The organism is Ruegeria sp. ABF4_144, from assembly GCF_056160045.1.
Genome location: NZ_JBSWWK010000001.1, coordinates 1,377,211 through 1,402,512, shown reverse-complemented (window position 1 = coordinate 1,402,512; position 25,302 = coordinate 1,377,211). Strand labels below are relative to the sequence as shown.

Below are 25,302 nucleotides of genomic sequence, written 5' to 3'. Positions count from 1 at the left end.
TGAACCTTGAAATCCGGGGTTACATCACCCGGTAGTTCGGGCTTTCGCGTGTGATTTGAACATCATGCACGTGGCTTTCTTTCAGACCCGCGCCGGTGATTTTGACGAAGTTGCAGTTTTTGCGCATGTCTTCAACCGTTGCGCAACCGGTGTAGCCCATCGCGGCGCGCAGGCCGCCGACCAGTTGATGCACCACGGCGCTGGCTGAGCCTTTGTAAGGCACCTGACCCTCGATCCCTTCGGGCACCAGCTTGTCGTTCGCTGCGTCCTTCTGGAAATAGCGATCTGCCGAGCCGCGCGCCATTGCGCCGAGGCTGCCCATGCCGCGATAGGACTTGAAGGAACGACCTTGATACAGGATCACCTCACCCGGGCTCTCATCAGTACCTGCGATCATCGAACCAACCATCGCGCAGGACGCGCCCGCCGCAATCGCCTTGGCGAAATCGCCCGAGAATTTGATGCCACCGTCTGCGATCACAGGCACATCCCCGGCTGCCGAGGCGCAATCCATGATCGCGGTCAGCTGAGGTACGCCGACCCCTGCAACCATACGCGTGGTACAGATCGAGCCCGGCCCGATACCTACTTTGATGGCATCAGCACCGGCATCGATCAGCGCCTTGGTGGCATCGCCTGTTGCAACGTTACCCGCGATGATTTGTACTTCATTCGACAGTGTTTTAACCCGCTTCACTGCGTCCAGAACGCCCTGAGAGTGACCGTGCGCGGTATCAACGACAATGATATCGGCTCCGGAATCCACCAACTGTTCCGAACGCTCAAACCCGGCATCCCCAACCGAGGTTGCCGCAGCCACCCGCAGACGACCCAGCGGGTCCTTACAGGCGGTCGGGTTCAAAACGGCCTGTTCTGTGTCTTTTAGCGTCAACAGACCGGTCAGCTTGCCTGCGCCATCTACCACCAGAAGCTTTTCGATCCGGCGCGCCTTCATAAGGCTCTTAGCCTCTTCCAGATCGGCAGGTTCCTGCAACATGGCCAGATTGTCAGTGGTCATCATCGCCCGGATCGGTTGATCGTCCGAGGTAGCAAAGCGCATGTCCCGGTTGGTGACGATGCCGACCACGCGGCCCTCTTCGTCGACCACGGGGAAACCCGTGAAGTTATAGCGTTCGACCAAAGCCTTGGCGTCCGCCAGCGTCTGATCCGCCCGCAGCGTGACCGGGTTGTAGACGATGCCCGATTCGAACCGTTTCACCCGGCGAACTTCGCGTGACTGCTCTTCGACAGTCAGGTTCTTGTGGATGACGCCGATGCCACCGGCCTGAGCCATTGCAATGGCCATGCGCGCCTCGGTCACCGTATCCATGGCTGAGCTCAGCAGTGGAATGTTCATGGTGATCGCCCGCGTCACGCGCGTGCTTGTATCCGCCGTCGCCGGCAGCACCGACGAGGACGCCGGAACCAAGAGAACATCGTCAAAGGTAAGTGCCTCACGAATCTGCATCTGCTAACCCCATGCAAAAGCCCGTTTGGCGGTGACCCTATTACATGGATTTAGGCGAAGGAAAAGCCCCAGAGCTCAACTAGTTTTGGTCTGCGGACCGATCTCAAGAGAAAAAACGACGCAAGCCGTACAAAACGTGCCGCTGAATGCCCTTTCCCTTTCCGCTTAAACTCATATCTTGCCCGGCATACGCGCGAATACAAAAGGCAGGCCAGACATGACCACCGAACCCCTTGTTGTCTTTACTCCCTCGGGCAAACGCGGGCATTTCCCCGTTGGCACCCCAGTTCTGACTGCTGCCCGGCAACTGGGTGTCGATCTGGATTCGGTTTGCGGCGGGCGCGGTATTTGCTCGAAATGCCAGATCACGCCCAGCTTTGGCGAGTTTCCCAAGCACGGCGTAACAGTGTCCGAGGATGCACTTAGCGAATGGAACGCGGTCGAGCAGCGTTACGACGACAAGCGTGGGTTGAAACCGGGCCGCCGCCTGGGGTGTCAGGCCACCGTTCAGGGCGACATCGTGATCGACGTACCGCCAGAAAGCCAGGTGCACCGACAGGTCGTCCGCAAGGCCGCAGCTGCGCGCGCCATCACCATGGACCCGGCGACGCGCCTGTATTTCGTTGTGGTGGAAGAGCCCGACATGCACTCGCCCACTGGCGATCTGGAGCGTCTGGAACGCGCTCTGCGCGCCCAGTGGGAGATTGAGGCCGTCACAGCCGACCTGTCGTTGATGGCAAAGCTGCAGCCCGTTCTGCGCAAGGGCAAGTGGGAGGTCACCGTGGCCGTGCACAAGGGTCACAAAGACACCGTTGGTCGCATCGTGGAAATCTGGCCCGGTCTGCATGAACGTGGTCTGTATGGTCTGGCCATCGACCTCGGCTCGACCACCGTCGCGGCGCACCTAACGGATCTGGAAACAGGTGAGGTCAAGGCGTCCTCGGGCCTGATGAACCCGCAAATCCGCTTTGGCGAAGACCTGATGAGCCGGGTCTCTTACGCGATGATGAACCCCGGCGGCGATCAAGAGATGACCAAGGCCGTGCGCGAAGCGATCAATGATCTGACCGTTTCCATCGCCGAAGAAGCCGGCATTGATCCTGAACTGATCGTCGAGACAGTGTTCGTCTGCAACCCGGTCATGCACCACCTGTTGCTGGGCCTGGACCCGGTCGAGCTGGGCCAGGCGCCGTTTGCGCTGGCGACATCGGAAAGCGTGTCGCTGCCCGCGCGTGAGATGGACCTGACCAAGATGAACCCGCGCGCGCAGATCTATATCCTGCCGTGCATCGCGGGCCACGTGGGGGCGGACTGTGCCGCCGTTGCACTGTCGGAAGAACCCGGCAAATCCGAGGACCTCGTCCTGATCGTGGACGTAGGCACCAATGCAGAAATCCTACTGGGTAACACTACCCGCGTTCTGGCATGTTCTTCGCCGACAGGCCCGGCCTTCGAGGGTGCTCAGATCAGTTCCGGCCAGCGCGCCGCGCCCGGAGCGATTGAACGGATCGAGATTGATCCCGCAACCAAAGAACCCCGTTTCCGCGTGATCGGATCCGAGAAATGGTCCGACGAAGAAGGGTTCGATCAGGATATCGCCACCACCGGCATAACCGGCATCTGCGGCTCAGGCATCATTGAGGCCGTGGCTGAAATGCGCATCGCTGGCCTGCTGGACGAAAGCGGCCTTATCGGCTCGGCCGCGCAAACAGGTACAGAGCGTTGCGTACCCGAGGGCCGCACCCATGCCTATCTGATCCACGATGCCAGCGCCGAAGGTGGCCCGCGCATCACAGTAACCCAAGGCGACATCCGCGCCATCCAGCTGGCCAAATCCGCGCTTTACGCTGGGGCGCGTCTGCTGATGGACGTGATGGAGGTCGACAAGGTCGATCGTGTGGTTCTGGCCGGGGCGTTTGGCGCCCATATCTCGACCAAACACGCGATGGTGCTGGGCATGATTCCGGACGCGCCTTTGGATAAGGTCTCAAGCGCGGGCAACGCCGCAGGTACCGGCGCGCGGATCGCGCTGTGCAACATCGGCGCCCGGACCGAGATCGAACGCGTCGTGCGCGAGATCACCAAGGTCGAAACCGCCATCGAGCCTAAATTCCAAGACCATTTTGTCGCCGCCAACGCGATCCCGCACAAAACCGATCCGTTCCCGGAACTGGCGCAGGTGGTCACCCTGCCCGCGCCGTCGTTCAACACAGGTGGAGATGAGGAAAAGTCTGGCCGCCGTCGCCGCAGGAGGTCATAGTCGCCCCGACAACGGAGGCACTATGATGTCAGCAAACGAAGAACAGGCAGAGTACTGGGGCCAGTCTGAGAACGGCACCAAATGGTTGACTTATGAAGACCAGCTGGACCATGCCCTCGCCCCTGTTCTAAATCTTGTTCTCAGTCGGGCTGGCCTGTCTGAGGGAATGAAAGTTCTGGATATCGGTTGCGGCACGGGTGTCAGCACCCTTGCCGCGGCTCGGAGTGTTGGGCCGGACGGACAAGTTCTGGCTGCAGATATCTCACAACCCTTTCTGGATCGCGCGGCTTCACGCGCTGCGGAGAACGGGTTGAAAAACATTCAGTTCCAATACGCTGACGTGCAGACCTTTGCCTTTGAGCCCAGCCTTATGGATGTGGCGATCTCGCGGTTCGGGGTCATGTTCTTCAGCGATTCCGTTGCCGCTTTTGCCAATATTGCCAAGGCGTTAAAGCCTGGCGCTCAGATGACTTTTGCAGCATGGGGACCTCTGGACGTGAACCCATGGTTCCGCATTCCCCACGTTGCCGCCGTCAAACGCTTGGGACAGCCTCCTCGCGTCGACCGCTACGCACCCGGCCCCCTCGCGTTCCACGATATTGACCATGTCAGAGGAATGATGGCTCAGGCTGGATTGTCCGATGTGAAGGCCGAGGCAGTCTCTATGAACCTACAAGGCGTCAACGGTGTTGAGGGCACAGCAAAGCTGTGTATGCGTGTCGGACCTGCTGCCCGTGTTATCGCGCATTTCGAAGGAGATGAGCAGGACGTGCAGGCCATTCAGAAAAACGTGACCGACGAGTTCCAACTGCTGCAAACCGATGAGGCCCCCCACATCCCTGCAGTCATCAACCTGTTTCAGGCCCGACGAGCTGCGTGATTGGAGCGGGTAGCGGGAATCGAACCCGCGCGTTCAGCTTGGGAAGCTGACAGGCTACCATTACATCATACCCGCCGCGTGGGGTTGGATAACACCGCCAGCCGAGCAACTTCAAGCGCGTTTCGGTGGCGTAGAGATATTACTCAGTCCGGGCGCGCAGGCTGTCGATCAGAGACTGGTCCACATCCAGCGCTTCGCAAGCTGCATCCAGGGTTCGCCGGTCCAGATGTTGCGGGCTGAGATCGATATCTTTCGAAAACGCATCAACAATCGCGCGCATCGCACTGATTCTGGCGTATTTCTTGTTGTTCGCCGGAATAACGTGCCAAGGCGCAATTTCGGTTGAGGTCCTGGCAAGCATTTCGTCAACGGCCACTTCTGCCTCTTCCCACCTCTCACGGTTACGGAAGTCCTCATAGGTCAGTTTCCACCGTTTCATCGGGTTCCGCAGGCGTTCCGTGAACCGCTCCATCTGTTCTTGTGGCGAGATATGGAAAAACAACTTCACGATCCGGGTGCCGTCGTCGACCAGCATCCGCTCAAAATCATTGATTTCGCGATACGCGGCTCGCCAACGCTTTTCGGGCGTGAACTTTTCCAGACGCTCGACCATAACGCGGCCGTACCAACTGCGGTCAAAGGCCGAGATTGCGCCTTCGGGGGGCAATCTTTCCCAGAACCGCAGCAGATAGTGGCGGTTCAGGTAGTAATTGCGCGGCGCGCCAATTGGCCAAACCTTGAAACTGCGCGGGTCCAGCGCCTGGCTGATCCGGCGGATCGTGCCGCCCTTACCTGCCGCGTCCCAGCCCTCAAATACGAGTACGCCTTTAACGCCGTGAAACAGAAATGCCTGCTGGATCAGCGCCAGTTGCGCCTGAAGATCGACAAGTTTTTCAAAGTAATCATGCTTGCTCAGGCGCTTAGTCAGGTCTGCATCGGCCAGTTTTGGTGGGTAATGTCTACTCATGAAAATACCTGATTTATTGCTGCGGGGGTCGTGCCATTGTCGCAAGCCCGAGGATACCCGGCATTGATCAGGGTCAAAACGAAAAAGGCCGGGCAGTTGGCCCGGCCTTTGATCATACTGTTGCGAAAATCAAGCGCGGCGACGACGGCCACCGCCGCGACGACCGCCTGCAGCGCCGGCTGCACCGGCCTCTTCAGGCGATTTGTTGAACTTGATCCACTCACCGCCATGCGGGTCGTTATTGGTCAGCAGGTTGGCGGCGCGGATGGCCTCCATTTCCTTACCGGCACGCGGCTTGGTCGATCCAAGACCGAACATCTGAACGAATGCTTCGTCGTCCATGCCCTCGGGCAGGATGATGCCAGTTGCGGCAACGGCCTCTTTCTTTTCGGCGATCTTCTTCTGCGTCACCGGCAGAGCCACCGGGTTCATGATCGCCGAAGTCATACCAGCGCCCATTGCCATCGGCAGGAAGGCGTTGTTGATGCCGTGACGGTTCGGCAGGCCGAACGAGATGTTGGACGCGCCACAAGTGGTGTTCACGCCCAGCTCTTCGCGCAGACGACGGACCAGTGCAAACACCTGCTGGCCAGCAGTTGCCATCGCGCCGATCGGCATCACCAGCGGGTCAACAACGATGTCATGCGCAGGGATGCCAAAGTCGGCTGCGCGCTCAACGATCTTCTTGGCCACGTCGAAACGGACATCGGGGTCTTCCGAAATGCCGGTGTCGTCGTTCGAGATCGCAACAACAGGAACGTTGTACTTCTTGACCAGCGGCAGAACCATCTCCAGACGCTCTTCTTCGCCGGTAACCGAGTTCAGCAGCGGACGGCCTTCAGCTGCCGCCAGACCGGCTTCCAGAGCACCCGGAACCGACGAGTCGATGCACAGCGGCACGTCGACCAGACCCTGCACCAGCTCGACGATCTTGGTCATCAGCGGCGGCTCGGTCTCGTTCGGGTTGGGGTTCGAGTTGTAGACAACGCCCGCGTTGATATCCAGAACGGTCGCGCCTGCAGCAACCTGTGCGATGGCGTCTTTCTCGACGGTCGAGAAATCGCCTGCTTCCAGTTCAGCGGCCAGTTTCTTGCGGCCGGTCGGGTTGATCCTCTCACCGATCACGCAGAACGGTTCGTCGAAGCCCAGAACGGCGGTTTTTGTTTTTGATTCTACGACTGTACGGGTCATGTCCGTTCCTTAGGAGTTTACTGGCTTTGCCGAAGCGCCGCCGTTTTCGATTGCCCAGTTGGCGTTGGTCTTGATGCCACCAAGCGGGAAGAAATGCACGTTGGTGATGTTGAAGTCCGGGTTGGCCGCCTTGTGGTTGGCCAGTTCGGTCAGAACATCGGTCGGCTCATAAGGCAGCAGCAGCTTGGACACGTCCATGGCGCGCTTCTGCAGAACCTTCAGCGACGGGCCAACGCCACAGGCGATGGCGAATTTGATCAGGGTCTGCAGCTTGGCCGGACCCGCGATGCCGATGTGGATCGGCAGATCGACGCCCGCTTCTTTCAGGCTGTCCGCCCATGCGATGATCGGCTTGGCGTCAAACGCGAACTGGGTCGCCAGCGCCATTTCCGCATCGGTGGTTTCCGAGAATTTCTGCTTCCAGCGCAGCGCGTCGTCAACATTTTTGGTCGAACCGTCGGGGTCGATGTCCTTGTTACCCTCGGGGTGGCCGGCAACGTGCAGACGCTTGAAGCCCGCCTTGTCGAACAGACCGGTTTCCAGCAGCTGCATCGAGCTGTCGAAATCACCGTGCGGCTTGGCAACGCCACCAGCCAGCAGCAGCGCCTGGTCTACACCTGCTTCGCCCTGATACATGGAGATCCAGTTCTCCAGGGTGGCAGCATCCTTGATGATCCGCGCCGGGAAGTGCGGCATGACCGGGTACCCTTCGGCCGCGATCCGCTTGGCGGTCTTGACCATGTCCTCGATCGGGGTGCCCTCGATATGGGCGATGTAGACGCGGGTGCCTTCGGGCAGCAGCGCACGGAAGTCTTCGACTTTCTCGGCGGTGCGGGGCATTACCTCGATCGAATAGCCCTGCAAGAAGGCTTCGACGGTCGGGTTTACCGGGGCCTTTTCGGCCGCATCACGTTTCTTGAAGTTCAGCAAAGCCATAGTGGCCTCCCATATAGATCTGGGGCTCATGCCCAACCGTCATTAGCGATCAGCGCCTTGATGCGATCCTGATCGTATTCAGTTTCCAGACGCACAGCTTCGGCCTCGGCAATCTCGGACGGGTCGCCCTCAACCGCGAAAGGCTCTGCCTTGCGCCATTCAGCCAGGTAGGCATCGCTGTCCTTGGCGTTCACCTTCATAGCAGCACGGTCGATGGCTTGTTCAAACCGCTCCTCCAACTGCCGCTTTGCGCCACGACGGCCTTTGCCGACGATAACTTGGGCGGGAATGTCGCGCCAATATACGATGGTGACGTCAGGCATAGCCTTTGATTCCTCCTAACCAGATGGGCAGTTTCTAAACTTCTATGCGAGCTCAGGTCGGTCGAATTTCGACACACGGCGTATTTCAAGCGACCTTTTTGCCTACAACGGGATACAGGGCTTGTACTGAATTCTAACGCAAACGCGCACATCAAAATACTCATCACTTTAATGAGCGTCTTGCACGAAACAATTGCCCGACCTATGGTCAGGGTAACTCGAAAATCGGAGGGCGTTTAAGATGGCGCCCAAGCGTCCCAAAGGTGCGGGCGCGTTCCCGAAGGCGGTCGAAAGCCCCGCGCCGGCAAGACCCGATCCAGATGCGTTGTATGCGGCGCTGGATCTGGGGACTAATAGCTGCCGCATGTTGATAGCCCAGCCCAAGGGTAGCGGGTTCCATGTGGTGGATAGCTTCTCCAAATCCGTGCAGTTGGGCGCGGGTCTGGAACGGACCGGACGGCTGTCTCGGTCATCAATGGCGCGTACCATTCAGGCGCTGCGGATCTGTCAGCAAAAGTTGAAACGCAACAAAGTCAAACGGATGCGGTTGGTCGCAACCGAAGCTTGCCGACGCGCGAAGAACTCGCGCGACTTTATCCGACAGGTCAAACGCGAGACCGGACTGACGCTTGAGATCATCCAACCCGAGGAAGAGGCGCGCCTGGCCGTCATCTCTTGCGCACCGCTGGTTTCGACCAAGACCGAGCAGTTGCTGGTGGTTGATATTGGTGGCGGATCGACCGAATTAGTCTGGATCGACATTTCCTCTGTGCCGCGCCGTGACCGCCCTGCTGCGATCATGCGTCTGCACAACGGGTTCCATACGGCCGACAGTCCCTTTCCAGCAGCAAAGGTGGTAGACTGGATCAGTGTACCGCTGGGTGTCGCGACGCTGCGCGACCAATTCCACGATGTTGAAGATGACTCTGCGCGATTTGCACTGATGAGCTGGTTTTTCGAAGAAAATCTCGCCGACTTCGCCCCCTACAAAGATGAACAGGCGCGCGAAGGGTTTCAGATCGTTGGTACCAGCGGCACCGTAACAACGGTGGCCGCGTCACATCTGGGTTTGAAACGGTATGACCGCACCAAAGTGGACGGTCTGCGCATGACCAGCGATCAGATTGACAAAGTCATACGAGGATACTTAGAACTCGGCCCACTGGGGCGGCGGCGCGATCCGCGGATCGGCGATGACCGGCAGGCCCTGATTATGTCCGGCTCAGCCATTTTGCAGGCATTGCTCCGCTGCTGGCCCACCGACCGCCTTTCTGTGGCGGACCGGGGGCTGCGCGAAGGTCTGCTTTATGCACAGATGAGCGCGGACGGGGTATTGGAAGACGGACCGTTCTGATGGCGAAGACACCGAGTGGAAAAAACACCTCTGGTCGCGGGCAACGCGACCTGAAGGTCAAGGTAAAAACAGCACGCGGGCGCAAGCTTAGCTCGACCCGCTGGCTTGAGCGGCAGTTGAACGACCCGTACGTAAAACGTGCGCAGGCCGAGGGCTATCGTGGGCGCGCGGCCTTTAAGATCCTAGAGTTGGACGACAAGTTCCGGTTCCTCGTCCCCGGCGCCCGTGTGGTTGATCTCGGTTGTGCGCCAGGCGGCTGGCTGCAGGTCGCCGTCAAACGCGTAAATGCGCTGGGCGAGCGATCAGGCAAACGGATCGGCACAGTTCTAGGTGTCGACCTACAAGAGATTGAACCTGTCGCTGGTGCGGACGCCCATATTCTGGACTTCATGGAGGACGATGCCGACCAAAAGGTCAAAGACTGGCTGGGCGGTAAAGCTGATGTGGTCATGTCGGACATGGCCGCAGCCTCATCCGGGCACAAGCAGACAGATCACCTTCGGATCATGGCGCTGTGCGAAACGGCAGCGTATTTCGCTTTTGACGTGCTGGAAGAAGGCGGCACCTTTGTCGCCAAGGTTCTGGCCGGAGGCGCCGAGGGTGATCTGCAAAAACTGCTGAAGCAGAAGTTCGACAAAGTGGCGAATGTCAAACCGCCCGCGTCCCGCTCAGACAGTTCTGAGAAATTCGTGGTCGCCACCGGGTTCCGCGGCTGACTTAATCTTCTAGCCAGCTCCGGTCCCCTGCCAGGAACTGCTCGCGCAGGGATGCGGTGGCTGTTTGTTGCAGCAACAACGCCTCGCCGTGGTTGATGTATTCTGGCTTTTTTGCCTGCAGATCAGCGACCCGCTGACCAACGGACAAAGGGTTCTGTAACTGCGATGTGTGGATCGTTTTCTGTGACATGGGCAACCATTTAAGCCAAACGAGAGATACTGACGCCCATGGTTAATGCCCAATTTTGCCGGTATCGTGACCCAAACGGGGCCAAGCGGTGCAGTTTTATGGATTCAACTGCGCCTTGAGCTGTAGCAACCCCGGATCGTTTGGAAGAACCTTCAAACCTTCCGTCAACACCCCTCGGGCGGCATCAATGCCGCGGTTGATTTGAGAAAGCTGCACCAGCATCGGCCACGCCTCGGCACGTTGCGGGTCCAAGGTGATGACCTCTCGAAAGGCGCGTTCGGCGGCAGGAGCATTTCTGAAGGTCAACGCCATTCCGCCCAGAACAAGGTGGGTTTCGGGGAAATCCAGACGGTTTGCAATCGTGCTCTGCCATTCCCCCATACCCCTTGCGACCTCCGCTTGTTGTTCTGCGGTCAGGGCTTGAACGGGGATGTTCAGAAACTCTTTTGCGGCTGAGATCCGGACATTGCGCACCGGGTCGGACAGCAGAGGCTCAAGCCGCTGGATCTGATCTGGCAGTGCGGCCTGACGCTGCAGCGCCACGGCATTCGCGCGCACCAACGGGTCCACGTCAGTCAATAGTGACGCCGTTTCGTCGGCCACATCTGCCGAGCCGAAAGGTTGCAGCAGATAGGCTGCCGTGGCGCGCACGATACCCGGCTGCAAAGGTTCAGTCGCAATTTCCAGCAAGGCATCCGAGCCGTCAACGCTACCGTCTATAGCGGCCTGAAAAGCCGTCCCGTAATGCGGTACACGGTGGGGTGAAACCGGGAACCACTCCTCGATCCGTTGCGCTGCCCAATCCTGGCCCTCATTTTGGTGGCAATCGGTGCAGGCATCTTCACCCAAGCTCAGATCGGGGCGTGGGACGCGAAAGCTGTGATCGCGCCGACCGTCGACACCCATATAGACGCGCTCGATCATGTGGCAGGATTTGCATTGCGCACCTGCGCTGTCTTCGGGGTGATGGTGATGCGCCGGCGTGTCGTATTCTTTGGCGGTCAGGGTCGGGAAATCAGGGTTGCCAGCCGGTGAGTGACATTGCGTGCAGACGCCGTTTCCATCAGCCTTCAACTCGGCACTATGCGGGTCATGACAGTTCATGCACCCAACGCCCTGCGCATACATTTTGGACTGCAGGAACGAGCCGTAGACGTAGACCTCGTCCATAATCTGACCATCTGGGTGATAAAGGCCCGGGCGCAGCACCGCCAAATTATAGGCATCATGGTAAGGCGTTCCCGGTATCGGATTGCCGTCGCCATGCGCCTCGCGCCGGGAATGGCATCCGGCGCATTGTTGGATTTCGGCCTCGGTCTGCCCCCTGCCCCAGCTCATTGTGAAGCCGAATTCGCTCAGATCGGCGGCAAGTGTCCTACCCTGAGTCCAGTCGATATGAGCTGATCCGGGGCCATGGCAGGCCTCACACCCGACCCCGATTTCGGATTGCGTCGAAGCATAGCTGCGGGTTTGCACGTCGTAGTTCTTTTCGAACCCCGTAGCGTGGCATTCAGCACAGCGAGCGTTCCAGTTCTTGTATGGGCCGGTCCAGTGCAACCCGTCATCCGGGGGCAGGTCCTGATCGGGGTAAAGGTGGAACCACTGCTGGTTCTCGGTATCCCAGACGACATCGAAACTCTGTAACCGGCCGGGTTCGGTTTCGAACAGGTATTGCTGCAAGGGCTCGATGCCAACAACCGAATGCACGCCGTATTCCGTTGCAACCCCATCCTTTTCGATCACGTTAGCCCGTAAGCCATCGCTCGTCACGCTGAACTCGACCGACATGCCGTCGTGATCAAACCGGGTTCCGTCGAAATCCGCCGTCGCATGCCCGGCCTCGACCTCGGTCCAGGCCAGCGCGTGGTGGGATGCCGCCCAAGCTTCGGCTTCGGCAGTGTGGCATTCGACGCATTGATCCGAGCCGACATAGTCGGGCGTTTGGGCAAATGCGACGCTTGGCAAAAACAAACAAAAGAGAAGCGCGGCTCTCACGTTTCGAACCCGTCGGCATCGTTCTGCAGGTCCATCAGCGCACCGTTGTATTCGGCCCCAAGGATCAGGATCGCAGCGCAGAGATATAGAAAGATCAAGGCCGCCATCGCCCCGGCCAAACCGGCATAGGTAGCGCTGTACGAGGCAAACTGCGCGATATAAACCGAAAAACCCCATCCTCCGGCCGCCCACAAGGCCAGCGTCAGCACCACGCCCGGCAGGATCTGGCGCAGCTTGTGGCGCCCGGTTGGCAGGATCAGATGGGCCAGCACCACTACACCAACGGGAACACCCACCGTGAAAGTCCAGCGCAAACGATCGACCGACAGCCATTCGGACACGTTTACATCCGTCTTTTCCGAAACCAGCTGCGTGTAGACCGGCAAGATGACCTCAACCGCGGCAATGATCATAATGGTGATACCGCCTACGACCACCAGTCCCAGACAGAGCAGCCGGGTTTTCCAGAAGGGCCAGCTGTCATAATCGTGATAGGCTTGGTTCATCGCTTTGCGCACCGCCAACACCCCGTTCGATGCAAAGAACACCGCCAACAAGCCACCCAGCGTGATTACACCGGTGCCGGACTCGGCCAGAACCGAGCGCAGTTCAGCCACGATCGGTCCGGCCACATCCCCTGGCCATGCACCGAAAATCAAGTCAATCAATTCGTTGGTGACATAGTCCTGAGACAGCGACCCCGCCAGCGCCACGGTAAACAGGGCAAAGGGAAATAGCGCCAGCATCAGTGACATGGCGACATGGCTGCTCATGACAAATCCGTTCTTGGCGTCAAAACGGGTGACGGCCACCCAAAGGGCCTGAACGGGTCGACCAAAGAAGGGAATCACGCGGGTATTCATCCCCAAAGCCTAACCCGCCTACCGCGACCACTGAACCAACAATTCCATCCACTGCGCAAATATTCTCTGACAAACATTTGGGCGCATTGCATAATCCGGCCTTGCTGTGCAGGATCGACCACAAGCGCAATTCTCGGGATGAGCCACCGCATGAAACCGGACAAAGACGATACCGCGACGACGACAAAGCTTAAGCTGTCCGTTGTTCGGGATGTGTCGATTGTGACGACACTTGTGGTTTTGGGACTTTACGCGGGTTCCGCGTTTCTGATCCCGCTGACAATGGCTCTGCTGATCAACGTCCTGATCATCGCACTCAGCGACCGGATTATCGCCCTGACCCGAATGCCGGTCTGGCTGGCTAATGTTGCGGGTGTCACGGTCGTTTTGGCTGGCTTGTTCGTGATCATGTATATTCTAGGCAGTCAGGCGACCCAGTTTGCACGCACTATCGGCACGTATGAAAACCAGTTCGACGACGCGGTCAATCGCGTCACAGGTTTGATGGGCAACGACGTGACCAAGTTCATTCGGGACAACCTGATCAATATCGACATGTCCTATATTGCGCGTGTTCTGCTGGGCAGTGCGACATCTCTGCTGAACCAGTTCTTTCTGATTAGCCTCTATGTCGCCTTCCTAATGGCCGAGCGGCTGGCCTTCCGCAAAAAGATCCAGCTGGCTGCGGGTGACCCGAAAACGGGTATCGAGTTTGCCTCGATCCTTGATGCCATCACGTTCAGCCTGCAACGATATGTCGGGGTGAAAACCATGATTAGCCTGATCACGGCCGGCATCAGCTATTCGGTGTTCAAGCTGCTGGGACTGGAATTTGCCGAGACCTGGGCCGTGCTGACTTTCGCGCTGAACTTCATCCCCTCTATCGGATCGATCATCGCAGTGATCTTTCCGTCAATGATTGCACTGGTTCAGTTCGAAAGTATCGGCCCGTTCCTGATTATCGTGCTGGGCTGTGGCACCATCCAATTCCTGATCGGCAATTTCCTCGACCCCGCACTGCTGGGCCGGTCACTGAACATGTCGACCTTTCTTGTCATTCTCGCACTGATGTTCTGGACCACAATCTGGGGCCTGATTGGCGCCTTCCTGAGTGTCCCCCTGACCGTCTGTATCCTGATCGTCTTCAGCCATATTCCGGCCTTGCGCCCGGTAGCGATCCTGATGTCGCTTGATGGCAGGCTGGGCGAGGAAAACACACCGCGCACCACCAGCTAAATGATGCAACGCCCGCTTTTTATCGGATCGGAAATCTATCGCGGCTCAACCTATGGCTCGAAGCATCCTTTGGCCATTCCGCGTGTCTCAACGGTCATTGACCTATGTCGCGCGCAAGGATGGCTGTCGTCATCGAACTACCGCGTCAGCCCCTGTGCAAAGCCTTCAGCCCTTACGGCATTTCACACGCCGGACTATATCGCCGCTCTACAACAGGCCGAGAAGGATCAGCTTGTTTCCGATGACGTGCGGGAAAAATACGCGCTTGGTACCTTGTCGAACCCTGTGTTCCCCGAAATGTACCGCCGTCCTGCCACCGCCGCCGGTGGCTCAATGCTGGGGGCCGAACTGATCCGGGAAGGCGGCATCGTTTTTAGCCCCGCAGGCGGCACACATCACGGTCTGGCAAACAGGGCGAATGGGTTTTGCTACTTGAACGATCCCGTGTTGGCTATCCTGACCCTGCTGAATGCCGGGCTCGACCGCATCGTCTATGTCGATATCGACGCACATCACTGTGACGGCGTCGAAGCGGCCTTTCGTGACTCAACGAAGGTGCGGATGATCTCGGTTCACGAGGGCGCACGCTGGCCTTTCAGCGGTACTTTGGACGATGATGCCGGCGGTTCGGCTTTCAACCTACCGGTTGCGCGCAACCTCAATGATAATGAGTTCTTTGCCATCCTTGACCAATTGATCCTGCCCGCAACGGCCTCCTTTGAACCGCAGGCGATTGTGTTGCAATGCGGCGCGGATGCCGTGGCCGAGGACCCTTTGTCGCGATTGGCCCTGTCCAACAACGCCCATTGGCGCGCGGTCTCCAGTCTGCGCGACATGGCCCCACGTATGTTGGTTCTCGGCGGCGGAGGCTACAATCCGTGGTCAGTGGCCCGGCTTTGGACCGGAGTATGGGCGACCCTGAACGACATCGCCATTCCCGACCACCTGAACGATGCCGCGCAATCTGTACTTGGAAATCTGACATGGAACAGAGCCGCCGGAAAGCAACCACCGCGTCACTGGATCGAAACACTGCGCGATGCGCCGAACCAGGGTGAAATTCGCCCGCAGCTGCGTGCCGATCTGCAACACATCGCGGAACGGATTTCATAGTGGATCGCGTGCATCAAGCCTGCTAACGTCCGATCATTACTACACATTCCAGCTCAACTCGCCTCGGCGTGCTCAGCCATGTCTTTCCCGACGTCCGGCCACGATTGGACCAAATTAATGAATGCACTTAATCAGATACATGATCTTAAGGCCCGCATGGGGCAGGCGATTATCGGTCAGACCGAGGTGGTCGACCGGTTGCTCATCGGCCTGCTGGCAAACGGTAACCTGCTGATCGAGGGCCTGCCCGGTCTGGCAAAAACCCGTGCCGTTAAAGCTATGGCGCGCAATCTGGACGCCAGTTTCAGCCGGATACAGTTTACGCCCGATCTGCTGCCCTCGGATGTCACCGGAACTGAAGTGTTTCAGCAAACCGGGGATGGCGGCACCTTCCGGTTCGACCCCGGCCCGATTTTTGCCAACCTCGTTCTGGCGGATGAGATCAACCGAGCGCCGGCCAAGGTGCAGGCCGCCTTGTTGGAGGCGATGGAGGAACGACAGGTCACCGTATCGGGCACTACGCACAAAATGGAGCCGCTGTTCATCGTGATGGCGACCCAAAACCCGATCGAGCAGGAAGGCACCTACCCCTTGCCCGAAGCACAGATGGACAGGTTTCTGATGCATGTGCAGATCACCTATCCTCCGGTCGAGGACGAAGTTGAAGTAATCCGCCTAGTGCGCGGTGAAGAAATCGCCGCCGGGTCAGGTTCGACGGGCGGGATGCCAACGCCTATCCCGCAAGACGCCGTATTTCAGGCGCGATCGGAGATCGGGAAGATCCACGTGTCTGACGCCATGGATCGCTATATGGCCGACCTTGTGCAAGCGACCAGAACGCCCGAGAAATACAGCGATGAGCTTGCAAGTTGGATCGAAATCGGGGCCAGCCCGCGTGCATCGCTGGCGTTGGATAAATGTGGGCGCGCGCACGCCTGGTTGAACGAACGCGATTACGTTGATCCGGCTGATGTACGTGCCATCGCCCATGATGTCTTTCGCCACCGCATCACGCTGAGCTTTGAGGCGCAGGGCAGCGCCAAATCGGCGGATGATGTGATCGCGGAAATCCTGCGTCTCGTCGCGCTGCCCTAACGGATCGGAAAGAGAGAACCGTGGCCCAGACCGCCACATATCCCGAAGACCTGCGCATTCATGTAGATGCGAACCACCTGCTGCGGCTAGGCTCCCAGTCGCGCGCTATCAGCCTGCTGCCGCGGCAACCGGCGCGCTCGATCCTCAATGGTCGGCACGCATCGCGCCTGCGTGGGCGTGGTTTGAACTTTGAAGAGTTGCGCACATATCTGCCCGGCGATGACATCCGGACGATTGACTGGAAAGTGACCGCACGGACGGGAAAACCTCATGTTAGGGTCTATACCGAGGAACGAGATCGCCCTGCCCTCTTGCTGGTTGATCAACGCGTTTCGATGTTTTTCGGCACCGAAGTTTATATGAAATCGGTTGTCGCCGCCGAAGCCGCAGCAATCGCGGCTCATCGTGTTCTGGGCCAAGGCGACCGCGTTGGCGGGATCGTCTTTGGCGACACCGATCTTGCCGAACATCACCCCAAATGCCGACCTGCCGCGTTAAAGCGGTTCCTGTCCTCGGTCGCCGCGCTGAATTGCAGCCTCAACGCGTCGCTGCATCCCACGCCCACCGTTTCGCTGAACGACGTCCTGAATCATGCGGCGCGGATTGCACATACCAACGCGCTGATTTGCGTGTTTTCGGACTTTGACGGACTGAATGAAGCCACGGAAAGCCTGCTGAGGCGGCTCGCGCAGTCGAACGATCTGATTTTGTTCAACATTTCTGACCCCAGCTCACGCGAACTAATCCCGGGTCTGCGCATGACTGTCTCGGATGGTGACGCGCAAATCGAGCTCGACAGCTCGGACCCGGATTTGTCGAAACGCATCCGCGCGGAACTTGAAAACAGGTTGGCGCAGCTTCAACACTGGTCGCGCCGTTATGGCTTTCCGATTGCCCCTCTGACCACTGCGGAACCAACCCTTGATCAATTGCTTCGACTGTTTGGTCATCGCGGAGGGCGACGATGAGCGTCGATACCGAAGGCAAATCTCTTGTTGAGTTGCTGGACATGCTGGAACCAGCGCCAGCACCCGCACCGATATCGATGGCCCCGCAAACATGGGGTTGGGCAGTATTGGCTTTACTTCTGGTATCAGCGGTAGTTTTCGGACTTTACAGATACCGGAGGCACCGCAAATCCAATGCCTATCGCCGTTTCGCACTCGCCGATCTGCAGGCCGCTGACAATGATGTCGCCAAGATCGCGGAAATCCTGCGGCGTACCGCACTTGCTGCTTATCCACGCGATGAGGTGGCCGGGATTAACGGTGCTGATTGGATTACTTTTCTCAATCAATCCTCTGATAAGACGTCTATTTCGTCATCCGAAGCGCAAGATCTTCTTCTGGCGCCCTACCAGCCTGGTCCCAGCAATCCAAACATCGCCAAATTCGCGCGGGACTGGATCAGAACCCACAAAGCCAAGAGGAGGCAGTGATGATCTCCTTTGCCGCACCCTGGGCGTTTATTCTTCTACCATTACCTTTGCTGGTCTATCGGTTCGCTCCACCGCATCGAGAGAAATCCAGCTCAATCCGTATCCCCTTCTTCCGACATATCGCTAAAGCGGCAGGTATTGAGCCCAAGTCCGGATCGGTTATCGCGCACAGACCGGTGCTGCAAACAGTCGTGGTCAGTCTCATCTGGCTTATGCTGATCTCAGCCTTGGCCCATCCGGAAAAACTGGCAGACCCGATCGTGATCGAAAAGTCCGCCCGAGACGTTGTGCTCGCGCTCGATATTTCTGGGTCGATGGATCAACGCGATTTTCAATCCACCGACGGTACGACCAAACAACGACTGGCGGCGGTCAAGGACGTTATGCGCAAGTTCATTGCAGATCGTCAGGGCGACCGTATGGCGTTGATCATCTTTGGCACACGGGCTTTTGTTCAGGCGCCATTTACAGAAGATCTGAATAGTTTGAATGGGTTCCTGGATCAAACTCAAGTAGGAATGGCAGGACCAAACACCGCCTTGGGCGATGCGATTGGCCTTGGCATCCGTACGTTTGAGACCAGCGAGGTGGATCAGCGTCTGATGATCGTTCTCAGCGACGGCGCCGATACATCCAGCCGCATGACCCCAACCAACGCCGCCGCCATTGCTTCGGACAAGGGCGTCGTCATCTACACGATCGGCGTCGGCGATCCAAATGCCTCCGGCGAGGATCGCGTGGATCTGGACGCCCTGAAAGCCATCGCTGACCGTACCGAAGGCCAGTATTTTTTTGCGAATGACGAGGCCGCGCTTGCCGCAACCTATCAACAAATCGATGAGCAAAACCCCAGAATTGTTGAAACGCAAAGCTACCGACCGAGGGAGAGCCTGACCCATTATCCATTGTTGGCCGCTTTGTTGCTCATGCTTGGCAGTTCCGCGGGCCTGCATTTTGCACAGCGTCGAAGGAGGCCCTCATGATCGACGCTTTGACGGAATTTCATTTTGTCCGGGGGGTTTACCTGCTTTTCCTAATACCAATTGCGGGTCTGTGGTGGGTAGCTCGTTCCAAGCGTTCGAGGCAATCTGATCTACCGCCCGGTGTGGCTCCGCACCTTGCTGCAGCCCTGCGGCTGGGGGCTGAGGGAACAGGGCGCATCCATCCCATTGATGTAGCCATGTTCGCTACCGCCTTGGTCGCCATTGCCGCAGCGGGGCCAACATGGTCACGGGCCCAGAACCCGCTTGTGGCCGATACAGCCCCTTTGGTGATTGCTCTGAAAGTCACCGAGAGCATGGAGAACCCCGACCTACCCCCGTCCCGGCTGGAGCGCGCAAAGTTCAAGATCACGGATATTATCAACGCCCGCGCCGGCGCGCGAACGGCGCTGATCGCCTATGCCGGTACGTCGCACCGTGTGGCACCCCTGACCGAAGACGCAAACATCCTGCGCCCGCTGCTTGAGGGGCTGACCCCGGCCGTGATGCCCAAGCCGGGGGACGCCGCGGGCGGCGCACTGACGCTGGCGCAAAGCATACTGGACGAAAGCGAAACACCGGGGGCTGTCCTGTTTGTTCTGGATGATCTCGACCCATCTCAGCTTGCAGGCTTTGAAAGTACGACAACGCGGGTTTTCTTTCTGACCATGCTGCCTGACGGAGGTGAAATTGTTCAACTGAACAATCTGAAAAACGCCGTCGTGGTTCCGTTTACAAACGATGACAGGGATATCACGCGGCTACAGCGGCAAATTCAAACCGCCTATGTGGACGCGCTGGATGACGATGATCGTCTGGATTGGCAGGATCGAGGTTGGCTACTGGCGTGGCCAGCAGCGTTGTTGTCGTTGCTTTGGTTTCGGCGCGGCTGGGTGATCCGTTGGGCCTTTGTGGCGTTGTTTCTGACGCAGCCTGAGGGACCCGCACATGCAGAAGGTTGGCGGGATTGGTTCCTGACGCCGGATCAGCAAGGCCAGATCGCAATGAACCATAAACGCTATGCGGACGCCGCCGAGTTGTTTGAGGACCCCTATCATGAAGGCTACGCCCGGCTGAAAGCAGGCCAGTATCCGGAAGCCGCAGAAATTTTCGCCGAACTGAACACGCCTGAAGCCGCGTTTGCCGAAGGGATGGCGCGTATTCGTAACCGGGAATACCGGCCCGCGATTTCCGCCTTTGAAACGGCATTGGAACGCCGTCCGGACTGGCCGGAAGCGCAACATAACCTCGATGTCGCCACCGCCATACTCGACTATGTCGAAACAACTCGCGAGCAATCCGACACTGGTGAAGAAGCCGGGATCGGTGCGGATGACACCGTGTTCGACAACGACTCCGGTCGTGGAGAAAACACGACCATTCAGGCGCAAACAGAAGATACCAAAGCCCTGTCGGCAGACCAGTGGATCAGCGCGATTGACACGGACATGCAGGATTTCCTACGCAATCGGTTCCTGCTGGACAATCAGGAGCAGGAACAATGAGATACATCCTGCTTCTCATGTATCTTTTGCTTCCCGGTTTGTTGTTCGCGCAAAGTTCGACCGCGCCTCAACCACAAATTTCGGTCGATGCTCCAACTGAGGATGTGATTATCGGGCAGCCGGCCATTCTTCGCATCAAGGTTCTGGTGCCGACCTTTATGCCGTCGCCCCCGGTTTTTCCTTCGCTGGAACAGGAAAACCTGCTGGTCCGCCTTCCCGAGCGTGCCTCGGGACCTGTCAGCGAGGCTGTGAGTGGAGAGACATGGTCCGGTGTCCAGAGGAGCTATCGCATCTATCCTCTGGTGCCGGGACAGATAGAATTCGGTGCACAAGACATGGCCGTTACGTTCGCGGATCCGGAAACCAACAATCCGACGCAGGTTTCCGTTCCGCTTCCACCAATCAAGATCAACGCTGTGGTTCCCGAGGGCGCGCGTGATCTGAATCCGCTGATCATCGCAACGGGTTTCGAACTGGAGCAGGCCATCGAAGGTCCCACCGAACTGCAAGCCGGTGATGCTGTCACCCGACGGCTGACGGCGCGTATTTCCGGCACGAGCCCAATACTGATCCCGCAATTAATTACGGAAATTCATGACCCTCTGCTGCGTTCCTACCCCAAAGAGCCGCGTTTCACCGAGACCGAAGATCGCGGCATCCTATCGGGCCAACGTGTGGATGAAGCTGTCTATCTGGCACAGGAAGGTGGAGAAACTCAACTCCCGCCGGTTTCCCTGCAGTGGTTCAACCTGACAACCAACACCGTTGAAACGGCGGACATCGACGCGGTGAACCTCAAGCTCGCTGCACCCAAATCCGGGCCTCCGTCCGCGGAAACACTGATCCGATATCTCGTTTGGTTCGCCACCGCCGCAGTGGTCGTTTGGGCTTTACTCCGATGGTCGATGCCCCGGTATCGAAACTGGAAGGAGACGCGCGAACAGGCCTACCGCGCGTCGCCTGAGTATTCCCTCGCGCAACTACGTCGCGCGTTACGTGATCAAGACCTTTCTGCCGCATATACAGCGCTTGAAGACTGGAAGCAGCGCTGCGAGAACCCGCAAGGCTATAGCGGGCTGGAAACCTGTTTGGCTCAGATTGGCTCCGTGAGATACGCTGCTGATAACGCATCACAAAAACCTAAGTGGCCTGACACTATCTCGGCTCTGAATGCCCTGGAGGACGCGCCTGACAAGCGCGCGCGGACGCTTCCACCGCTGAACCCCTGATCCTCAGGTCTGACAATTAGCGATCAATGCCTGCCGGTCCTTCAAACGCACACGCCCATAGCCAAGCTCAATCAGATCAAGGTCCGCCAAACGGTGCAGGTTGCGGTGTAATGTGGGCTGCGAAACGGCGACCATCTCGGCCAACTCATCTTGAGACACCACGATCCAACCATCAGACTTCGACGCGCCTTCATCCAAATGCAGCAGCCGCAGGACCAGCCGTTTCTCACTGCCGGTTACAGCCAGATTGGCCATAATTCGCAGCGCCGTCTGCATGTTCTCTTGCGTCAGCGCGTAAAAGTCTCGGACATAGCTCGGGTTGGCCTGAACCAGCTTAGCGACACGAGAATGTGGAAAGAACAAGGCTTGCGTCTCTTGCGTGGTGATAACGCTGATCAGCCGTGGCGTATCGGCGAAAAGAGCCAGATCCCCGATCCAGAAACCGGCACCTTCGCGGTGTATCACGAATTCCTGCCCATCATCCGCTGGCGCGGTGATTTGAATACCCCCGCTGAGGACGGCGAATATTCCGTTTGCCGGATCTCCGTGGTGGTAAAGTGCTTCCCACGGATCAAAAATCTTTGCGGCCGCGCAATCCAGGAGATCGCGTTGAAACGCGTCCGAGCGTTTGCTGAACCACCCGGTCGTCTGCAAGATCTTAATATTATTCGTTTTGTCAAACATTAGAATTTTCCAATATCATCATATGATGAGTTTTCAATCCAACAAATCGCCTAACCTGACCGAGTTCGATTCCCGGAAGGGTGAAGCTTCGCCGTTCAGAATTCGACCATTTTTTACAATCCGTTTTGGCTGATTTCACCAGTCGTGAAAACACCGACACACCTCCGGGGCCTAAAGACCCTTACAGATCAGGAGCATACCATGTCACCACCCCGTTCAATTACAAACAGGTGGCGCACCGAGCTGCGTCGTATTGCTGTGGCGACCATCGCCGTTGCGTTGGCAATTCCCGCTTGGGCGCAGGATCAAAAGCCCAACATCCTGGTCATCTGGGGTGACGATATCGGGCAGTCCAACATCTCGGCCTATACGATGGGTTTGATGGGTTACCAGACTCCGAACATCGACCGCGTCGCCAAGGAAGGTATGATTTTCACCGACTATTATGGTGAGCAATCCTGTACCGCTGGTCGCTCGTCCTACATCATGGGGCAATCGGTGTTCCGGACCGGCCTGTCCAAAGTGGGTCTGCCTGGCGCAGATCTGGGCATGCAGGTCGAAGATCCGACCATCGCTGGCCTGCTGAAGGACCACGGTTATGTCACCGGTCAGTTTGGCAAGAACCACCTGGGCGACAAAGATGAACACCTTCCTACAAACCACGGTTTTGATGAGTTTTTCGGAAATCTCTACCACCTGAATGCCGAGGAAGAACCGGAAAACGAAGACTATCCCGGTGATGCGGTTCTGGCCGATGGGCGCACCTTCCGCGAGGCTTATGGCCCGCGTGGTGTCATCAAGTCCAAGGCTGACGGCACCATCGAAGACACCGGCCCCCTGACCCGCAAGCGCATGGAAACGGTGGACGAAGAGACCGTCGCCGCAGCAATCGACTTTATCAAGCGTGCCCATGAACAAGGTCAGCCCTTCTATGTCTGGTGGAACGGGACCCGGATGCACTTCCGTACTCACGTCAAGGATGAGATGCGGGCGCAAGCGAACGATATCGTTGGTGGCGTAGCCGACGAGTACACCGCGGGCATGATCGAGCATGACATGCACGTAGGCCAGTTGCTGGACCTGCTGGATGAGCTGGGCATCGCCGACAACACGATCGTCCATTACTCCACAGACAACGGACCGCATATGAACACATGGCCGGACGCTGCCATGACACCGTTCTGGGGTGAGAAGAACACCAACTGGGAAGGCGGATGGCGGGTTCCGTCGATGGTACGCTGGCCCGGCCAGATCGAAGCCGGATCGGTCAGCAACGAGATCGTGCACCATATGGATTGGCTGCCGACTTACCTTGCCGTCGCGGGTGACCCGGAAATCAAGGAAAAGCTGAAGTCCGGTTACAGCTCGTCGGGTATGGGTCGCGACTATAAGGTTCATCTGGACGGTTACAACATCCTGCCTCTGTTGACTGGTGAGACCACCGAAAGCCCCCGTCGCGAGATTTTCTATTTCTCGGATGATGGTGACCTGACCGCGCTGCGCTTTGACGACTGGAAGCTGATCTTCCTCGAGCAGAAGGCATGGGCCACCCTGCGGGCATGGATCGAACCCTGGACAGAACTGCGCATTCCGCTGATCGTGAACCTGCGTCGCGATCCGTATGAGCGTGCCTACCGGACATCCAACACCTATTACGACTGGCTGCTGGATCGGGCCTATTTCCTGGTGCCTGCCCAGCAATATGTCGGCACGTTCCTGGAAACATTCCAGGAATTCCCGCCGCGCCAAAAGGCTGCCAGCTTCAACCTGGATCAGGTGATGGAGAAACTGACCACACCGACCAACAACTAACCCCCTCACAAAACGAAGGGTCGCTGGTTAAACGGCGGCCCTTTACTCATTGAAGTAAGGAAATTTCTCATGAGGATTGCAGTTCTCTCAGCCGCTTTGGTCATGGCTCCGTTGGCCGGGTTCGCCGACCCTCTGCCCAGTTGGGGCGCGTCTGAATCCAGGGACAGGATCATCGAGTTTGTCGAGGCTGTCACTGACCCGACCGGTACCGACTATGTCACTCCGGCAGCGCGGGTAGCGGTGTTCGACAATGATGGCACCCTATGGGCTGAACAGCCCGTCTATTTTCAACTGACTTTCGCAATGGATCGGCTCGCCGAAATTGCCGAAGCAGACCCGTCGATCCTGACCACCCCAACGCTGGAAGCCGCGGCAAAAGGTGATCTGCAGGCCGTTGCCGAGGGTGGTCACGACGCATTGATTGAGGTTCTGAACGCCTCACACTCTGGGCTGAGTGTCGATGACTTCCAGGCCTCCGTTGCCGAGTGGCTGGACACGGCGCGCCACCCGGATACCGGATTGCCATACGACCAGATGACATATCAGCCGATGGTGGAACTGCTGCGCTATCTACGGGATGAAGGGTTCCGCACCTACATCGTCTCGGGCGGCGGTCTGCATTTCATGCGCGTATTCGCCGAGGACGCCTATGGCATCCCACCCGAACAGGTGCTGGGCACTTACACCGCCACAACCTATGAAACCGGCGATGGGGCACCCGCGATCACCAAGGCCCCTGGCATTGCCTTTGTCGATGACAAAGAGGGTAAGCCAATCAACATCGAACGCACGATTGGCAGGCGCCCCATTTTGGCGGGCGGCAACTCTGACGGCGATTTCGCGATGTTGGAATGGACCACTGCAGGCGATGGTCCGCGTCTGGGTGTTCTGATCCACCACACCGATGCCGAGCGTGAATGGGCTTATGACCGCGAAAGCCCGATTGGGAAGCTGGTCGATGGGTTGGACAAAGGCCCCGGTTTGGGATGGGTCATTGTTGATATGGCGAATGATTGGAATCGCATCTACACTGGGGGTGAATAAGGCACTCAGAGACCGATAACCCC

The 25,302-nt window shown here is 58.0% G+C and carries 23 protein-coding genes and 1 tRNA gene; 14 read left to right on the top strand and 10 right to left on the bottom strand.

Annotated features, from left to right (window positions below; all coding sequences use genetic code 11):
- Positions 1–19 precede the first annotated feature (19 nt).
- A complete protein-coding gene (gene guaB / locus ACXAGD_RS07200) occupies positions 20–1,468 on the bottom strand; it encodes an IMP dehydrogenase (protein WP_475209296.1) in 1,449 nt (482 codons plus the stop codon).
- Between the two features lie 217 nt (positions 1,469–1,685).
- On the opposite strand from guaB, the gene ACXAGD_RS07195 reads away from it, so the two are divergent.
- On the top strand, positions 1,686–3,728 hold the full coding sequence (locus ACXAGD_RS07195; protein WP_475209295.1) for an ASKHA domain-containing protein: 2,043 nt from the start codon (positions 1,686–1,688) through the stop codon (positions 3,726–3,728).
- Between the two features lie 25 nt (positions 3,729–3,753).
- Positions 3,754–4,608, top strand: a complete 855-nt coding sequence (locus ACXAGD_RS07190) for a class I SAM-dependent methyltransferase (protein ID WP_475209294.1) — start codon at positions 3,754–3,756, stop codon at positions 4,606–4,608.
- Between the two features lies 1 nt (position 4,609).
- On the opposite strand, the gene ACXAGD_RS07185 is transcribed toward ACXAGD_RS07190, so the two are convergent.
- The 5 genes from ACXAGD_RS07185 to ACXAGD_RS07165 form a co-directional block, all read right to left on the bottom strand.
- Positions 4,610–4,683 (bottom strand) — tRNA-Gly (locus ACXAGD_RS07185).
- Positions 4,684–4,747: 64 nt separating this feature from the next.
- Complete coding sequence (locus ACXAGD_RS07180; RefSeq protein ID WP_475209293.1) at positions 4,748–5,575, bottom strand: polyphosphate kinase 2 family protein; 828 nt, start codon at positions 5,573–5,575, stop codon at positions 4,748–4,750.
- A gap of 129 nt (positions 5,576–5,704) precedes the next feature.
- Entirely contained in the window at positions 5,705–6,766 is a 1,062-nt protein-coding gene (locus ACXAGD_RS07175; protein ID WP_475209292.1) for a methyltetrahydrofolate cobalamin methyltransferase, read from the bottom strand.
- 9 nt (positions 6,767–6,775) lie between these two features.
- Positions 6,776–7,702: a methylenetetrahydrofolate reductase gene (locus ACXAGD_RS07170; protein ID WP_170324989.1), complete on the bottom strand. Its 927-nt coding sequence runs from the start codon at positions 7,700–7,702 to the stop codon at positions 6,776–6,778.
- Between the two features lie 26 nt (positions 7,703–7,728).
- A complete protein-coding gene (locus ACXAGD_RS07165) occupies positions 7,729–8,025 on the bottom strand; it encodes a virulence factor (protein ID WP_170324990.1) in 297 nt (98 codons plus the stop codon).
- A 241-nt stretch (positions 8,026–8,266) separates the two neighbouring features.
- Here ACXAGD_RS07165 and ACXAGD_RS07160 point away from each other — a divergent pair, with 241 nt between their 5' ends.
- Both ACXAGD_RS07160 and ACXAGD_RS07155 read left to right on the top strand, forming a co-directional pair.
- Positions 8,267–9,379 carry a Ppx/GppA phosphatase family protein gene (locus tag ACXAGD_RS07160; protein ID WP_475209291.1) on the top strand — a complete coding sequence of 371 codons (1,113 nt, stop codon included), beginning with the start codon at positions 8,267–8,269 and terminating at the stop codon, positions 9,377–9,379.
- Entirely contained in the window at positions 9,379–10,095 is a 717-nt protein-coding gene (locus ACXAGD_RS07155; protein WP_475209290.1) for an RlmE family RNA methyltransferase, read from the top strand. The genes ACXAGD_RS07160 and ACXAGD_RS07155 overlap by 1 nt, the downstream gene beginning before the upstream one ends.
- 1 nt (position 10,096) lies before the next feature.
- Here ACXAGD_RS07155 and ACXAGD_RS07150 read toward each other — a convergent pair whose 3' ends face one another.
- From ACXAGD_RS07150 to ACXAGD_RS07140, 3 genes are all read right to left on the bottom strand, one after another.
- Positions 10,097–10,285 (bottom strand): hypothetical protein, encoded by a 189-nt coding sequence (locus ACXAGD_RS07150; protein ID WP_475209289.1) that lies wholly within the window; start codon positions 10,283–10,285, stop codon positions 10,097–10,099.
- 96 nt (positions 10,286–10,381) lie between these two features.
- On the bottom strand, positions 10,382–12,250 hold the full coding sequence (locus tag ACXAGD_RS07145; protein WP_475209288.1) for a multiheme c-type cytochrome: 1,869 nt from the start codon (positions 12,248–12,250) through the stop codon (positions 10,382–10,384).
- A gap of 26 nt (positions 12,251–12,276) precedes the next feature.
- Entirely contained in the window at positions 12,277–13,143 is an 867-nt protein-coding gene (locus ACXAGD_RS07140; RefSeq protein ID WP_475209287.1) for a YihY/virulence factor BrkB family protein, read from the bottom strand.
- A gap of 150 nt (positions 13,144–13,293) precedes the next feature.
- Between ACXAGD_RS07140 and ACXAGD_RS07135 the strand changes: the two genes are divergently transcribed.
- The 8 genes from ACXAGD_RS07135 (at position 13,294) to ACXAGD_RS07100 (ending at position 21,739) form a co-directional block, all read left to right on the top strand.
- Positions 13,294–14,379 carry an AI-2E family transporter gene (locus ACXAGD_RS07135; RefSeq protein WP_475209286.1) on the top strand — a complete coding sequence of 362 codons (1,086 nt, stop codon included), beginning with the start codon at positions 13,294–13,296 and terminating at the stop codon, positions 14,377–14,379.
- Positions 14,380–14,382: 3 nt separating this feature from the next.
- Positions 14,383–15,492, top strand: a complete 1,110-nt coding sequence (locus ACXAGD_RS07130) for an acetoin utilization protein AcuC (protein ID WP_475209285.1) — start codon at positions 14,383–14,385, stop codon at positions 15,490–15,492.
- Positions 15,493–15,609: 117 nt separating this feature from the next.
- A complete protein-coding gene (locus ACXAGD_RS07125; RefSeq protein WP_475209284.1) occupies positions 15,610–16,587 on the top strand; it encodes an AAA family ATPase in 978 nt (325 codons plus the stop codon).
- Positions 16,588–16,607: 20 nt separating this feature from the next.
- A complete protein-coding gene (locus ACXAGD_RS07120; protein ID WP_475209283.1) occupies positions 16,608–17,555 on the top strand; it encodes a DUF58 domain-containing protein in 948 nt (315 codons plus the stop codon).
- The gene (locus tag ACXAGD_RS07115; RefSeq protein ID WP_475209282.1) at positions 17,552–18,025 is read left to right on the top strand and encodes a DUF4381 domain-containing protein; all 474 of its coding nucleotides are present in this window, start codon (positions 17,552–17,554) and stop codon (positions 18,023–18,025) included. The genes ACXAGD_RS07120 and ACXAGD_RS07115 overlap by 4 nt, the downstream gene beginning before the upstream one ends.
- Complete coding sequence (locus tag ACXAGD_RS07110) at positions 18,025–19,008, top strand: vWA domain-containing protein (RefSeq protein ID WP_475209281.1); 984 nt, start codon at positions 18,025–18,027, stop codon at positions 19,006–19,008. The genes ACXAGD_RS07115 and ACXAGD_RS07110 overlap by 1 nt, the downstream gene beginning before the upstream one ends.
- The gene (locus tag ACXAGD_RS07105; RefSeq protein ID WP_475209280.1) at positions 19,005–20,510 is read left to right on the top strand and encodes a VWA domain-containing protein; all 1,506 of its coding nucleotides are present in this window, start codon (positions 19,005–19,007) and stop codon (positions 20,508–20,510) included. Before ACXAGD_RS07110 ends, ACXAGD_RS07105 begins: the two co-directional genes overlap by 4 nt.
- Complete coding sequence (locus ACXAGD_RS07100; protein ID WP_475209279.1) at positions 20,507–21,739, top strand: hypothetical protein; 1,233 nt, start codon at positions 20,507–20,509, stop codon at positions 21,737–21,739. Before ACXAGD_RS07105 ends, ACXAGD_RS07100 begins: the two co-directional genes overlap by 4 nt.
- 3 nt (positions 21,740–21,742) lie before the next feature.
- Here the strand turns inward: ACXAGD_RS07100 and ACXAGD_RS07095 are convergent, their stop codons facing one another.
- On the bottom strand, positions 21,743–22,423 hold the full coding sequence (locus ACXAGD_RS07095) for a Crp/Fnr family transcriptional regulator (RefSeq protein ID WP_475209278.1): 681 nt from the start codon (positions 22,421–22,423) through the stop codon (positions 21,743–21,745).
- A gap of 201 nt (positions 22,424–22,624) precedes the next feature.
- Between ACXAGD_RS07095 and ACXAGD_RS07090 the strand changes: the two genes are divergently transcribed.
- Complete coding sequence (locus ACXAGD_RS07090) at positions 22,625–24,235, top strand: arylsulfatase (RefSeq protein ID WP_475209277.1); 1,611 nt, start codon at positions 22,625–22,627, stop codon at positions 24,233–24,235.
- A gap of 69 nt (positions 24,236–24,304) precedes the next feature.
- Positions 24,305–25,279, top strand: a complete 975-nt coding sequence (locus tag ACXAGD_RS07085; protein ID WP_475209276.1) for an HAD family hydrolase — start codon at positions 24,305–24,307, stop codon at positions 25,277–25,279.
- Positions 25,280–25,302 lie beyond the last annotated feature (23 nt).

Excerpts from the sequence above, each read along its gene's own strand:
- ACXAGD_RS07100 (WP_475209279.1), top strand. The coding sequence starts at position 20,507 with ATGAGATACATCCTGCTTCTCATGTATCTTTTGCTTCCCGGTTTGTTG.
- ACXAGD_RS07180 (WP_475209293.1), bottom strand. The coding sequence starts at position 5,575 with ATGAGTAGACATTACCCACCAAAACTGGCCGATGCAGACCTGACTAAG.
- ACXAGD_RS07085 (WP_475209276.1), top strand. The coding sequence starts at position 24,305 with ATGAGGATTGCAGTTCTCTCAGCCGCTTTGGTCATGGCTCCGTTGGCC.
- ACXAGD_RS07190 (WP_475209294.1), top strand. The coding sequence starts at position 3,754 with ATGTCAGCAAACGAAGAACAGGCAGAGTACTGGGGCCAGTCTGAGAAC.
- ACXAGD_RS07160 (WP_475209291.1), top strand. The coding sequence starts at position 8,267 with ATGGCGCCCAAGCGTCCCAAAGGTGCGGGCGCGTTCCCGAAGGCGGTC.
- ACXAGD_RS07090 (WP_475209277.1), top strand. The coding sequence starts at position 22,625 with ATGTCACCACCCCGTTCAATTACAAACAGGTGGCGCACCGAGCTGCGT.
- ACXAGD_RS07130 (WP_475209285.1), top strand. The coding sequence starts at position 14,383 with ATGCAACGCCCGCTTTTTATCGGATCGGAAATCTATCGCGGCTCAACC.
- ACXAGD_RS07150 (WP_475209289.1), bottom strand. The coding sequence starts at position 10,285 with ATGTCACAGAAAACGATCCACACATCGCAGTTACAGAACCCTTTGTCC.
- ACXAGD_RS07125 (WP_475209284.1), top strand. The coding sequence starts at position 15,610 with ATGAATGCACTTAATCAGATACATGATCTTAAGGCCCGCATGGGGCAG.
- ACXAGD_RS07165 (WP_170324990.1), bottom strand. The coding sequence starts at position 8,025 with ATGCCTGACGTCACCATCGTATATTGGCGCGACATTCCCGCCCAAGTT.
- ACXAGD_RS07135 (WP_475209286.1), top strand. The coding sequence starts at position 13,294 with ATGAAACCGGACAAAGACGATACCGCGACGACGACAAAGCTTAAGCTG.
- ACXAGD_RS07110 (WP_475209281.1), top strand. The coding sequence starts at position 18,025 with ATGATCTCCTTTGCCGCACCCTGGGCGTTTATTCTTCTACCATTACCT.
- ACXAGD_RS07195 (WP_475209295.1), top strand. The coding sequence starts at position 1,686 with ATGACCACCGAACCCCTTGTTGTCTTTACTCCCTCGGGCAAACGCGGG.
- ACXAGD_RS07155 (WP_475209290.1), top strand. The coding sequence starts at position 9,379 with ATGGCGAAGACACCGAGTGGAAAAAACACCTCTGGTCGCGGGCAACGC.
- ACXAGD_RS07175 (WP_475209292.1), bottom strand. The coding sequence starts at position 6,766 with ATGACCCGTACAGTCGTAGAATCAAAAACAAAAACCGCCGTTCTGGGC.
- ACXAGD_RS07095 (WP_475209278.1), bottom strand. The coding sequence starts at position 22,423 with ATGTTTGACAAAACGAATAATATTAAGATCTTGCAGACGACCGGGTGG.
- ACXAGD_RS07115 (WP_475209282.1), top strand. The coding sequence starts at position 17,552 with ATGAGCGTCGATACCGAAGGCAAATCTCTTGTTGAGTTGCTGGACATG.
- ACXAGD_RS07140 (WP_475209287.1), bottom strand. The coding sequence starts at position 13,143 with ATGAATACCCGCGTGATTCCCTTCTTTGGTCGACCCGTTCAGGCCCTT.
- ACXAGD_RS07170 (WP_170324989.1), bottom strand. The coding sequence starts at position 7,702 with ATGGCTTTGCTGAACTTCAAGAAACGTGATGCGGCCGAAAAGGCCCCG.
- ACXAGD_RS07105 (WP_475209280.1), top strand. The coding sequence starts at position 19,005 with ATGATCGACGCTTTGACGGAATTTCATTTTGTCCGGGGGGTTTACCTG.
- guaB (WP_475209296.1), bottom strand. The coding sequence starts at position 1,468 with ATGCAGATTCGTGAGGCACTTACCTTTGACGATGTTCTCTTGGTTCCG.